Annotated in this window: 12 protein-coding genes; 7 read left to right on the top strand and 5 right to left on the bottom strand. The window is 42.9% G+C overall.

Features of this window, described 5'->3' with window-relative positions:
- Window positions 1–103: 103 nt before the first annotated feature.
- Together V1497_RS16965 and V1497_RS16960 are read left to right on the top strand one after the other, a co-directional pair.
- On the top strand, window positions 104–1,348 hold the full coding sequence (locus V1497_RS16965; RefSeq protein WP_349408699.1) for a Zn-dependent hydrolase: 1,245 nt from the start codon (window positions 104–106) through the stop codon (window positions 1,346–1,348).
- A gap of 13 nt (window positions 1,349–1,361) precedes the next feature.
- A complete protein-coding gene (locus tag V1497_RS16960; RefSeq protein ID WP_349408698.1) occupies window positions 1,362–2,762 on the top strand; it encodes an APC family permease in 1,401 nt (466 codons plus the stop codon).
- 168 nt (window positions 2,763–2,930) lie between these two features.
- Here V1497_RS16960 and V1497_RS16955 read toward each other — a convergent pair whose 3' ends face one another.
- The 3 genes from V1497_RS16955 to V1497_RS16945 all read right to left on the bottom strand — a co-directional run bounded on the left by V1497_RS16955 (window position 2,931) and on the right by V1497_RS16945 (window position 6,507).
- On the bottom strand, window positions 2,931–3,059 hold the full coding sequence (locus tag V1497_RS16955) for a hypothetical protein (RefSeq protein WP_349408697.1): 129 nt from the start codon (window positions 3,057–3,059) through the stop codon (window positions 2,931–2,933).
- Window positions 3,060–3,833: 774 nt separating this feature from the next.
- Window positions 3,834–4,982, bottom strand: a complete 1,149-nt coding sequence (locus tag V1497_RS16950) for a glycerate kinase (protein ID WP_349408696.1) — start codon at window positions 4,980–4,982, stop codon at window positions 3,834–3,836.
- Between the two features lie 94 nt (window positions 4,983–5,076).
- Window positions 5,077–6,507: a hypothetical protein gene (locus V1497_RS16945; protein WP_349408695.1), complete on the bottom strand. Its 1,431-nt coding sequence runs from the start codon at window positions 6,505–6,507 to the stop codon at window positions 5,077–5,079.
- A 176-nt stretch (window positions 6,508–6,683) separates the two neighbouring features.
- On the opposite strand from V1497_RS16945, the gene V1497_RS16940 reads away from it, so the two are divergent.
- On the top strand, window positions 6,684–7,709 hold the full coding sequence (locus V1497_RS16940) for a transporter substrate-binding domain-containing protein (RefSeq protein WP_349408694.1): 1,026 nt from the start codon (window positions 6,684–6,686) through the stop codon (window positions 7,707–7,709).
- 126 nt (window positions 7,710–7,835) lie between these two features.
- On the opposite strand, the gene V1497_RS16935 is transcribed toward V1497_RS16940, so the two are convergent.
- Window positions 7,836–8,036, bottom strand: a complete 201-nt coding sequence (locus V1497_RS16935; protein WP_349408693.1) for a hypothetical protein — start codon at window positions 8,034–8,036, stop codon at window positions 7,836–7,838.
- A gap of 245 nt (window positions 8,037–8,281) precedes the next feature.
- Between V1497_RS16935 and V1497_RS16930 the strand changes: the two genes are divergently transcribed.
- On the top strand, window positions 8,282–9,076 hold the full coding sequence (locus V1497_RS16930) for a hypothetical protein (protein ID WP_349408692.1): 795 nt from the start codon (window positions 8,282–8,284) through the stop codon (window positions 9,074–9,076).
- 71 nt (window positions 9,077–9,147) lie between these two features.
- On the opposite strand, the gene V1497_RS16925 is transcribed toward V1497_RS16930, so the two are convergent.
- Window positions 9,148–9,336, bottom strand: coding sequence for a hypothetical protein (locus V1497_RS16925; protein ID WP_349408691.1), 189 nt, complete (start codon window positions 9,334–9,336; stop codon window positions 9,148–9,150).
- A 199-nt stretch (window positions 9,337–9,535) separates the two neighbouring features.
- Here V1497_RS16925 and V1497_RS16920 point away from each other — a divergent pair, with 199 nt between their 5' ends.
- The 3 genes from V1497_RS16920 (at window position 9,536) to argH (ending at window position 12,915) form a co-directional block, all read left to right on the top strand.
- Window positions 9,536–10,501 carry an MBL fold metallo-hydrolase gene (locus V1497_RS16920; protein WP_414703577.1) on the top strand — a complete coding sequence of 322 codons (966 nt, stop codon included), beginning with the start codon at window positions 9,536–9,538 and terminating at the stop codon, window positions 10,499–10,501.
- A gap of 609 nt (window positions 10,502–11,110) precedes the next feature.
- A complete protein-coding gene (locus tag V1497_RS16915) occupies window positions 11,111–11,311 on the top strand; it encodes a hypothetical protein (RefSeq protein ID WP_349408689.1) in 201 nt (66 codons plus the stop codon).
- Window positions 11,312–11,508: 197 nt separating this feature from the next.
- Complete coding sequence (gene argH / locus V1497_RS16910) at window positions 11,509–12,915, top strand: argininosuccinate lyase (RefSeq protein WP_349408688.1); 1,407 nt, start codon at window positions 11,509–11,511, stop codon at window positions 12,913–12,915.
- The last annotated feature ends 86 nt before the right edge of the window (window positions 12,916–13,001 follow it).

The raw sequence follows: 13,001 nt of genomic DNA, 5'->3' as shown, positions 1-13,001 counted from the left end.
TTTTTAAAAGGAGGCTAATACTATGAATGGTATCTCGGTTGTAATCTGGGGGTACTTTTTCGTAAAGCTTGGCCTATAAAATTGACGGGAGGCGATTGGTGTTATGACGATCCAATATGAACGGTTTAAAAGCAAAATGGAGAAGATGGCGGAAATCGGGAAAACGGAGAATGGCGGGGTTCACAGACTCGCGTTGTCTGATACGGATAAAAAGGGAAGAGAGCAGTATATCGCATGGTTGAAGGATCTAAACCTGGATGTGCGGGTGGATGATTTCGGGAACATTTTTGCGAGGAAGGAAGGCCGCGAGAAGGAGCTGCCACCGGTCGTCCTCGGGTCGCATTTGGATTCGGTCCCGTATGGCGGAAAGTTTGATGGGACGCTCGGGGTCATTGCGGCGCTCGAGGTTGTCGAGGCGATGGTCGAAGCGGATGTGACGCATGATCATCCGATCGAAATCGTCAATTTTACGAACGAAGAAGGTGCGCGTTTTCCGACACCGATGCTCGGAAGTGGCGGGATGACCGACGTTTTTACAAAAGAGCATGTGTACACCATGAAGGACGATGATGGAATCTCTTACTATGAGGAGCTTGAGCGGATCGGTTTTCTCGGTGAAAAGGAGAACCGTTTGACCGAGGCGGAAGCGTTCATCGAGCTTCATATCGAACAAGGTCCGGTGCTGGAAGAAAAGGAGCTGCCGCTTGCGATTGTTGAAGGGATCCAGGGTGTTTCGTGGCATCGTGTTACGTTCACCGGACAGGCTGATCATGCCGGGACAACGCCGATGAAGCAGCGGAAGGATGCGTTGATGGGAGCGGTCCATACGATGAGTGCGCTTCATCAATGGGTGCGTTCGATCGGGGATGAAACGGCGCTTACGTTCGGAAAAATCAGTGTGAAGCCGAGTTCCGTGAACGTCATCCCAGGCGAGGCGACTTTTACCGTCGATCTTCGTCATCCGGACGGAAAAACGTTGGAAGAACGTGTAAAAAGGGTAAAAGAGATCATTGAAGAGACAGCTGAAGAGAGTGGCTGCGGCCAACAAATCGAAGATCTTTCCTACATGGCACCGGTGAAGTTTTCCGACCGGCTCATTGCGGAGCTTGAAGAGGTCGTCGAGGCGCAAGGGCTCACACCTTTTAAAATGCATAGCGGGGCAGGGCATGACGCGATGTATATGAACCGGATTGCGGAAACGGTAATGCTGTTCGTGCCGAGTGTCGACGGAAAAAGCCATTGTGAGGAAGAGATCACGCATTGGGAGGATCTCTACAGAAGTCTCGATGTTCTTTATGCGTTCGTGAAGAAAATCAGTACGAAGAAAGTGCGTGCACATAACGAGTAAGGAGTGAGCGTCTATGGATGGAAAGAACAATCTGAAACGCGTGCTGTCCCAGTTTGATGTCCTCGTACTTGCGATCGGGGCGATGCTCGGCTGGGGCTGGGTTGTGTTATCGGGAACGTGGATCACATCAGCCGGATCGATGGGGGCGGTGCTCGCCTTCGCCATCGGTGGAATTCTCGTCATTTTCGTTGGGCTGACCTATTCGGAGCTGGCGTCAGCCATGCCGCAGGTCGGTGGAGAGCATGCCTATGTTCACAGGGCGTTAGGGAAGAGAGCCTCGTTCATTGCTTCCTGGGCGATTACGCTCGGGTATGTTTCGGTCGTCACCTTTGAAGCCGTAGCCCTACCAACTGTTGTGGACTACATATTACCGGATTATCAGGCTGTCTATCTCTGGACGATTGCAGGCTGGGATGTATACTTGACGTGGGTGTTAATTGGGATGGCAGGATCAATTTTCATCACGCTTATCAACTATTTTGGCGTCAAACCAGCCGTCCTCGTGCAAATGGTGCTGACGATCTTGATTATCGGGATCGGGCTCATGCTGATCTTCGGTTCCGCGTTCGGTGGAAGTACCGCAAACCTTGACCCGTACTTTTTAGGAGGAGCAGGAGGAATTATGACCGTTCTCATCATGGTGCCGTTTCTGTTCGTCGGGTTTGACGTCATCCCACAGGTGGCTGAAGAAGTGAATCTTCCGTTCAAGCAGATCGGAAAAGTGCTCATCTTCTCGGTCAGCTGTGCGGTCGTTTTCTACATTTTTATCGCGCTCGGTGTAGGGTTGAGTCTGGATCAGGCGGCGCTTGAAGCGACAGAGCTTGCAACGGCGGATGCGATGGCAGCGGCGTTCGGTTCGCAGACATTCGGGAACATCCTCATTTTAGGAGGAGTCGCCGGGATCATTACGAGCTGGAATGCGTTCATTATTGGAGGAAGCCGTGTTGTGTATGCGATGGCGAACTCCGGTATGCTGCCAAAATGGTTCGGCTACCTCCATCCAAAGTATAAGACGCCATCAAATGCGATTGTCGCAATCGGGGCTTTGGCGGTTCTTGCACCGTTACTCGGGCGACCGGCACTCGTGTGGATTGTCGATGCAGGCGGGCTAGGCATCGTGATTGCTTACTTCATGGTTGCCTTGGCGTTCCTCGTATTACGGAAAAAAGAACCGAACATGGACCGACCATTCCGTGCTGGTAAAGGGAATTTCGTTGGCTGGATCGCACTTGTGTTGAGCATCGGATTCATCACCCTCTACATGCCAGGGATGCCGGCAGCACTCATCTGGCCATACGAATGGATTATGGTCGCCGGATGGTTCCTGATCGGCGCCTACTTCTTCGTCCAAATGAACAAAGGAAAATACGAAATCCGCCCAACTGTGAAAGACGGGCAGGATGTGGGGATGTAATATTAACTTTGAATTCGTCTATAAAAACAATTAAATCTTAAATTTGTAATTGCCAAATTGGAAGGAGACTTGTAACGCAAGTCTCCTTCCTTGTTGTAAAGAAAAAATCCTCTTAATAAGCATTAAGAGGATTAGGGATTGATAGACTGCTGTATGAAATCTAAAAAATCAATCACCACCGTAAGTAAAACAATACCTGTTTTCGCAAGCTTCTGTTGAAGCACCTGCACCAAAGGCAGTACTAGAGAATGCCATTAAGCAAGCCACGGATAATAAAAGTATTCTAATTTTCTTCATATGTAAATCACCTCCTATATATGTAAGATTTTATAATGTTTTAACAATTGTGTAAATAGGTGTAAAAATATAGTGTAGTATTTAATCGAGCTTTCGTTTGTTATTTAATACCCTGTCTCGTTAACAAATCAATCGAGCCACTTTTTAAAAAGTAAAAAGTCTCTTCTTCTTCTCAAGATGCATAAATCTTTCTGTGTTCACCGGGCGTTGTGATATCCCTTTCTGCTAGACCTAATACTTCTATCGTTTTCTGAAAGCGATCCTTTTTAATTTTATCGTGTCACCTGTTTGTAGCCTTCCACTCTTCAGTTGAATTTCGATTTTCACCATAAAGATGCAATTCAGAGCCACTTTCCATTCCATCATTCAAATCAATGATTCATCGACAATATGTCCTAATTAGTGATTCGGGTGACAAAAGAACTAATTAATTGATAAAAAACCACACAAGGAAACGTGTTAATTATGACATTAATCCCCTTTTAAGGTCATTTTTTGTAAAATTGTGTTTTTTTACCTCCTATATGTTACCATATTTATGTATTAAAAATATTCAGAAAAAAGGGGATGAAAGTATGAAAAAGGTGAAATTAGGACTATTATCATTGGCGGTTGCAATGGCATTTTCAGCAGGGGTAGTATTACCAGACTCCAGTGCTTCTGCTTCAAACGTTGATCCGGACTATTGTGGCTCAATGAAGTGTTAGTTAAAAAATGAAGAAAGTACATAAAAAACGCCCAGCCGGGCGTTTTTTTTATTTTGAATGAAAGTACTTATTGGACATTTTTTTCCTTGTTCAATTGGACGATGGATATGAACCTGGCAGAAGCTTCCTGTAGTAACTCAGCTCCGTTTTCCATCGCCTCCGTCAGTGTCATCGGTTCATCGACAATCGGTAAGACGATGGAAAGACCTTGCTCCTCTGCCGTTTTCATATCCCCGTCTATTTTTCCAGCAAATGCGATGGTTGGCACGTTATACATTTTAGCAATCCGTGCAATACCGACTGGGACTTTGCCGTATAACGATTGTGCATCAATTTTTCCTTCTCCAGTCAGGACGAAGTCAGCCTGCTTGATCTCGTTTTCGAGTCCACTTAGGTTTGAGATTAAGGTGAAGCCACTTTCGAACTTCGGTGATAGAAAGGAGAGGAGGGAAAAACCGAATCCTCCTGCCGCTCCGCTTCCTTCCGTTGTGTGATGATCAGTCCCTGTATGCTTCTTTACCGTTTCAGCATAATTTGCCATGCCTTTTTCGAAAGTTCCGATCTGGTCTTTCGTCACTCCTTTTTGTGGACCGAAAACCGCTATGGCACCTTCCTCTCCAAGCAGAGGATTGGTAACATCAGAAGCAATGGTCAAGTCAATATCTTTCAATCGTTTATCCATATTCGATGTATCGATGGAATGGATCTGGCCGAGAGAACCTCCCATAGCTTCCACCTCATTACCTTCCTGATCGAGAAATCGTACACCTAATGCTTTTAAAAAGCCTGTGCCAGCATCTACCGTTGCACTGCCGCCAAGTCCTAAGATGACTTTCTTAGCCCCAAGGTCAATCGCATTTAACAGAAGTTGACCTGTCCCATATGTTGAAGCACGATAAGGATCGAGTTCCTCTTCTTTTAAAAGAGGTAGACCGGAGGCAGCAGCAGTCTCGATGACAGCCGTTTTCGTTTCTGCAATCCAGCCAAAAGCTGCCTTAATCGGTCGTCCCAACGGATCTTGTACGTGTGCGAATTGCTTCTTTCCACCAAGAATCGTGATGATGGCATCAACCGTTCCCTCTCCACCATCCGCCATCGGTACCATCACAATGTTGTGTGTGCTGTCTACTTTGTGTATTCCTTTTCGAATTGACTCGGCAGCTTCTATGCTCGTCATTGAACCCTTAAACGAGTCCGGAGCTACAACGATTTTCAAGGTTCTTCACCCCACGGCATTTCAATTTTTATTTAACTAAACGTACCACAAATAGAGAATATGATAAATAAAAGAAGAGAGGATGACCCTCTCCTTAATTAGTATAACTATATGAAATTTTAGAAACTTCTTCTTCTGATGTAATAGTAAACTGGATAGAACATTTAAGTTCACTACTCTCATAAGTAATAAGCTTATTTTGATGGTATAGTAGTTCTTCACTGTAGTTAGTTCCGTATAATTCCTTCACTTTTTCAAAAGAATCTCCCTTGGATATCCCTCGGACGGTTACTAAATCGTCATTAATGAATGCCAGTGTATAATCTTCAGAACCAATACTTTGGTAGATAGAAATATCACCGAACCAATAGACATTTATATCATCTTCTCCTGTATTTTCATATGGCATATTTAAACCTGTTAGTACCTCATTAAGTGGCATACCAATTGAGATTCCCATAAACTCAAAATCTCGTTTGCTCAATGGTTCAGCTTCTGGTGTGGTTGGTGGTTCTTCAGGTGTTTGTGAAGTATGATTATCAGACTCATTTTCAGCTCTACTATTATTATTACTTCCATATTGATCACACGTATTTTCTAAATAACAAACATGAGACACTTGGTTCATCTTACTTTTGCTTAATCCAAGGAGTTTCCACTCGTCATTTTCTAAGTGGAAATACCAAGACCTAACCTTGGATGATAATAAACCTCCGCTACCTTCTACACCTTCTTTCGTATATCGGATATCCACTCTGACAAGTGAATCTAAAATTTCTTGTGAATATCCTTTAGATAATTCCAGATTGTCGGTTACACGGAAAATTTTATATTCCACCATATAACCATCTTGTAGTTCAAGGCCTACATTAATAGAATCTGGTGTCTCTCCATATTCAGGATAGAAGTTTGACATAAGGTTAAAGACTCGATTTGCATCCTGGTCTTTAATTGCTTCCATGTAAGATAACGCGGCTGCATAGACCTCCGGCTTCCACGTGACGCCATCTTGTTCTTCGTTCGCAAAATACTTCCACTCACCGTTTTCCTTACGGAGCCAGATCTTATCACTGATCCATCTAACATCCGATTCAAAAGTAGGTTGAACTTCTTCACGGGTCTCTCCTTTTGATTTGAACTGGATGGAAGCTGAAAAATACGGTTCACTCTGGTTGGTGACGGACGTCTCAGAGGCTGTTCGCTCCCGAACATACATCACCTCAATGTCATAGTTGGAAAGTTCAAGCTCTGAATCTTGTAATTCCGTGACAAACTCTTCTTCAGTAATGCCCGCATCTTTATAGATGCTAGAGACCATCTCATAGGCTTTCGAGTAGTTTTGATTTTGAAGGGCAGTAAGATAATCAAGAGCTTCGCTCGTTACAGCCTTTGCTTCTGATATTTGCTCTTTATCAGGAGGTGCTTGATCCCCCTCAGATAAAGGTAGGTCCTTACTCGAACAAGCTGCTAATAGTACGATCAATAAGATAACGAATAGATAGTTGAATTTCTTTTTATAAGCCAAGATCCATAACCCCTTTGTACGTTTTCCCTCTAAATATCGACTAACGTACTCCTATGTTTTAGAAGAAAAAGGAATTCCTTACAAAAAAGTGCCTTTATCATGTAGGAAAAATCTTTCTAATCAGGTAACCTAATGGTGTAAACATTTGTAAGTTTGGTAGAGAAGGTGGTGATTTTATGAATGTGAAAGGTGTATTCATACTGATGTTCCTGCTTCTTTTACTCGGGTGTACTCCTGATAATAGTGATAAGAGTGAAGGAGAGCCTGCTGAAAAGACGTCAGTAAGTGAAATAACAGTTGAAGAACCGCAATATCATAAAGATACGGTATACATAGCAGAACACGATTACGATAATAAAACGCTCAGTAGATTCAGCCAAGCCGTCATAACGAACATCTTAAAGGACGCTGGGATTAAGCATATTGAGTTTATTCAATTTCCTACCGTACATGATGAAAAAGCCGCATTAAGCTTGGGGGAGCTGGACATCATTCCAGAACTTTCATTCCTATTTAAAGAGGAGAACATTGAAACCTCGATGACGTATTTTCATGACACGGAGTATGACGACTACCTTACCTTTGGGGTAAGAAAAGAGGATGAAGCCCTCTTAACCATCATCAACAAAGGAATCTTGAAGTTGAGGGAAAACGACGAACTTGCAAAGCTGCATGATGAGTTCTTTGGTGATCAGGTTGCGGTAAAAGATGAAACGAAGGCAGAGACTGAAGAAGAACCTGCTCGAGAAGAAGAGAAGGTAGCTGAACCAGTTCAACCTGAAAAGAAACCCTCCCAAAAGAAAGAGCAACCTGCTGAAAGTAAAGAGCCAGAAAAGAGAGTGGATCCACCAGAAGGTTCGCAACCGGAAGAGCCTCTTACCGATGAAGCCGTGGCCTACATCGATTTGTTTAACATGGGCGGTTACATCATTTTTAATTTCTTAAATGCTTATGAAAATGATGATGGAGATACGATGGGCACTATGATGTGGGAAATGTCCAACCTACTAACAGAAATGTATAATGCTACACCTCCTGATTACTTGGCGAACACACACCAGGAACGTCTAGAGAAAGCAGATGAAGCGATGGGCTTGATGGAAGGGTATATCGATTTTAACTGGCAGCACGGAAACGTCGTCGAACAGAGTAAAGTAGACCGGTTGAGAGACATCGGAAACGAATTTATGTATATGAAATAATAGAGCCTTGCGGTTTTAGCAAGGCTTTTTCTTTTGCAGAAATTTCGCAGTTTCTCAAACAAACATTTGATTAATGGGGATAAACCTATGAGTTATAAGCATTCTGAGATTAAAACAAACGTTTGATTAATTCTTTTTTAATGTTTTATGTATTAGATTTACTTCATAGATTAAGAGGGTGATCAACCCGAAGAGTACACCGAATAACGTTGAATAGCCTGTCGGTTCATCAGAAGTACTTGGAATTACTGAGAACAATATCAGACCTAAAATAAATCCGCCTAGCCCACCTAAAACCATTGAAGAAACGACTTTTACCACAAACAAAATATCCCCCCTAATCTTGAATATATGGTCATCCTATCATCAAATACAAAAATTAACAAAAGTGTAGCATTATTTAAATAGGTTCAATCTATTTAACTATGATTAATAATTTAAGTATATTAACGTTAAATTAGTCTTTTAGGACTATTCCTTAATACCCAATTCATGGTAATATTAAAATTGTTAATCATATCCAGTTATTATCAGGGATGGGTTATTAAAAAACAGTGAATCGAGGATAAAGAATGATGAAAAGTAGAAAAATCACAATCGGCTTACCAGTTGTTGTTTGTGTACTTTTTATGGCTTTTCTGCTTTTTCCAAAAGACCATTCTTTTGGGAAAATTACAAAGACAGAACTTCGGTTTGGCGAAAACTATATTAATTATGTTGTTCCCGATCAAGACACTATGGCTTTTAATATCCTTGGTGTGCTTAAATCTGATTCATCACTTCAAGACCTTGTAACCTCCGTTGACACGAATAACCCTAATATTAAGGTAGTGGATTATAAAGCGGATACGGGTACGGAACATAAAGGATATAAATTAGTCAACATCATTCTTACCATTGAGGTCTTGTCAGATGATATTGAAAAGGCTGACCAGCTCTTGATCCAGTTCAATAATGAAGAGCCTATAGCCTTTGATATGGGCTTGATGGTTATCCAAAACGATAAAGGATTCCAAAGACACCACCTTGAGCCCACCGGTAACTATAACGTAGGATATCCGAGATTAGAACTGGATGTTATTTTGAGGAATATAAGCAGTCAGAGTTTAACGCCTGTTAAAATTAGTGACCTTACCAATTTTATGTCTTATCATTTTGATAACAACGTTTTAATTGAATCAAAAGAGGAAGAACAAATTCAAATTGAGCGTTTCGATGTAACCAAAAGAGATCAATATGATTTCATGACTCTTACACCAATCCTCGAATACACAATTAATGAAGAAACGTATCGATATAATATGCCAGGTGTCATCTATGGTATTTTAGATCAGGATACGAAGAAAATTGAAAAGATCTTAGATTGAACGAACTGAAGAAAAGCTAGGAGCATGCTGATGCCCTAGCTTTTTTATATTAATTCAAACGTATTTATCCCCTAAACCACAATGTATTTCATAATGAGATAAAATGCCCACATTAAAACATTAATAAAGACAATTTGACCTGTCATTTGATCTTTAAGACCTTTTTTCGTAATCGCTCTTAGAACCAACATGATAAGTGAAAGAGCGCTCATAACGAGTAAGCTATAGAACATAAAGATAAGTGCACCTTCTGTAGTCAATCAAGTCACCTCCTAAAGTGGAGAAGAAATTACATATCCATTCATTTTGTTAGACAACACTATTTATTATACCTAAATCGGTCAAACGGCTAAAGGAATCATGAAGATTAAGTGTAGCATCTTCAATTGGTTCAAAGTTAATGTGTATCGAGGAGTCTGGTATAGTGGAAACTGTACATAGAAATGTCGTCTTAAGGAAGTGAGTTTTTTGCCAACAGAAGTTTTCCCAGTCATCGTACCGACACGCAGCAGCTTGAAGTCATTTAACTTTTACATCGTCAAAAATGAAGATGGTCTCTCTTTGATCGATGCAGGGGTGAATACGACAAAGTGCTGGGAGTTTTTCAACCAAGCTTTGGAGGATCACGGTTTTACACTCGACGATTTTGACCAGATTATTCTGACGCATAACCATGAGGACCATGTCGGGCTCGTGGATCGTATCGTGGCGCAACATGATATTCCTGTCTACGTTCCGGAGAGGTCGATTCACCGTTTGAAGCGGGACAGGTCTTTTTTCCAGATGAGAATTGAATTTTTTGCAGAGCTCTATAAGGAAATGGGATGTGGAGAAGCGGGGGAGAGACAGGTTGAAAAGCTGAAGGAAGCGGTTCAGTATCATGAGGAGAAAAAGCTTCATGCTGAACTGACAGCTATCGGACCAGACACGTTTTCTACGCTGACACCTGTTGAAACCCCTGGCCATTCACCTGACCATATGATTTTTCATTCTTCCTCTGAAAAAATGATTTTTGGCGGCGACCTTCTCCTGAAGCATATTTCAAGTAATGCTCTCGTGGAGCCTGACCGTAAAGGCAACCGGATCCGAACGGTGCTTGAGCATGAGCGGTCCCTGGAAAGATGTGCGGCGTTGGATGCAGACGTCGTCTATGCAGGACATGGTGAGTTGATCAGGGACCATCGTGAATTGATTGAAAAAAGACTACACGGAATCCAGCGAAAAGCGAACCGCATTCTGAAACAAATCCAAAGTGGGATTCATACGGCGAGTGAACTTGCACAAACGATGTATCAGGACAAGTACGAGATACAATTCTCTCTCGTCATGTCCGAAATCATCGGACACCTCGATTACCTTGAAGCACATGGGAAAGTGGAGAAAGAGAAGCGAGATGGGGTTTGTTACTACAGCTCGATCAATTAATACAAGCTTTTTTATGGAGTTTGTGGCGAATGAGTTCCGTTTTGCGTTTTTGTAGATAATTCTTCATTTTTGTAGATAAATTCGGTTTTTTCGTAGATAATTTCTAAATCTCGTAGATAAATTTAAATTTTTGTAGATAATATCGATTTTTTGGTAGATAATCACTCCTACACCCCTGGACTTGGACCTCCAAACTGCTATTTCTTCAAAAAATAAGACAAAGCCGCCCAAAAATGGAGCAGCTTTGTCTATTTTCTATATCTCAACCTAATATTGACGTCCCCAAAATCAACTGACACTACCTGACAAAGTAATAATGAGTCGGATCCATCCAAAGAAAGAAATCCAGAGAGGTATGCTCAGTGATATGCCCCACATCAGCCCCGTAAAGATGTTACCTTCTTCTCTCATACAACTCATCTCCTCATAGAGGTAGTATGAATCAATTTTTCTATTAGTATACCCTAAATCTATTAAATTATCTGTCAGACTTTGCACCTGCGTTGAATTGTTTTTGTCAGGATAGAGGGGTATTTCCCGATATTTCTTTTTCACAAACCAATTAATGGAAGAATAATGATAAAATGGTAGACAAAGGGAGGTGCGGGTGTGGAGACGTTTGGGAGAGGTTGTTTGTATATCATTATTGGGATGGGTGTACTGTTCTTGATTGCAATGTTAGCTCAAGCACATATCACAATTCCATGGTTTATTTTCATTCCATTAGTAATCGTGGCTTTTTGGGTTGCAAAACAGAAAACGGATTCGAAAACGCAGGGTGAAGAGCCGAATAACGATGATGATGACTAGGAAGTTAGCATATTGAACTATTTTTACATGATGAGATGGACTTTGTTTGCATTCGTACTGGCGGTCGGAGTTTCCGACCTCGGTGCTTTTTTTATTTTCTCAGGAACCGGTCGGGCTATGGGGTTTCAACCTTGAACTAGCGGCAGCATACAGTATGATACATAGAAAACACGTTATAGGCAGGAGGTGAATGGAAGATGAAAACCTTGAAGGAGATGTTTGAAGAAAATGACGGGTCGTCGTTTCCAGGAAAGACGTTTGCGAACGACTTGTTGAAGCCATTGTTTGAGGATCAGCGAAAGCACCTGTTTGAAAGTATGATGCGTGTCCATCGTGCGCATACGATCATGCTGAAGGAGCAGCAGATCATTACGGAAGGGGAGGCCGAAAAGATCCTCGAGGGTATTGATCACGTATCGACGATCGACCGTTCGACATTCAAGTATTCCACCGAGCATGAAGACTTGTTTTTCCTGGTCGAGTCGAAGATCGCGGCGCATATTGGCGAGGATTTGGCTGGTAAAATGCATATCGCGAAGAGCCGGAATGACATGGGTGAGACGATGTACCGGATGGTGATCCGGGATTATCTCAGGGAACTGATCCGTGAGGTAAAGCAGCTTGGTCAGGCGTTGATCCAACAAGCGGAATCCCATACCGATTCTGTGATGCCGGCCCATACCCATACGCAGCCCGCCCAGCCGACGACATTCGGGCACTATCTGGTTGCGATTTCAGATAATTTATATCGAGACTTTGAGCGATTGAAGCGGGCCTATGATGTTGTGAACCAGTCACCGATGGGTGCAGTAGCGATTACGACGACAGGCTTCAACATTAACAGGGAACGGGTTGCAGAATTGCTCCATTTTGATGGTGTCGTCGAGAACTCCTATGATGCGATTGGAACAGGTGATTACTTGATTGAGGCTAGCCAAGCAATCATTAGCCTGATGACTAACATGGGACGCTGGATCCAGGAGTTCTTGCGCCTGTCTTCCCGTGAAGTCGGTCTGTTGAGGGTTTCGGATGCTTACGTGCAAATCAGCAGCATCATGCCACAAAAACGGAATCCGGTGTCGATTGAACATTGTCGTGCAATCGCAAGCAGTGCAGCAGGTGAGGGAATGACCGTGCTTCAGATGATCCACAACACGCCTTATGGGGATATCGTCGATACTGAAGATGACCTTCAGCCACACTTGTATAACGGTTTTGAGAAAAGTTTGCGGGTGATCCGGTTGATGCGAGCAGTCGTTTCGACGATGACGTTCAATCGGGACCGAGCGTTCCAGCAGGCGAGGGAAAACATGATTACGATCACCGAGCTTGCGGACGTGCTGGCCCGGGACTACGGCATCTCGTTCCGGAAAGCGCACCACGCCGCCAGTCAAATTGCTCAGAAGGCGGACCGATTAGGAAAAGAATTGTATGAGATCACAACGGTTGAGGTCAATGAATGGCTGCATGAGGTGATGTTAACAGAAGAGGACTGGAAAGCGATTGTCTGCCCAGCCCAATTCGTCGAGCGGCGAAAGGTGACCGGTGGTCCGAATCCGGAGGTTGTGAAGGATATGATTGAGCGGAGAAAAGGACTATGGTGAGGCGGGTTAGTAAAGCATTTTAAGGAATGCGAGAAGAAAGACAGCAAGTGTCTTTCTTCTATTGTATATGAAGTATCGGGAAAAGA

Source organism: Pseudalkalibacillus sp. SCS-8 (assembly GCF_040126055.1).
In the GTDB taxonomy this organism is placed as follows: Bacteria; Bacillota; Bacilli; order Bacillales; family Fictibacillaceae; genus Pseudalkalibacillus; species Pseudalkalibacillus nanhaiensis.
The sequence above is the reverse complement of the archived record's forward strand: the minus strand, read 5'-3'. Positions and strand labels throughout refer to the sequence as shown.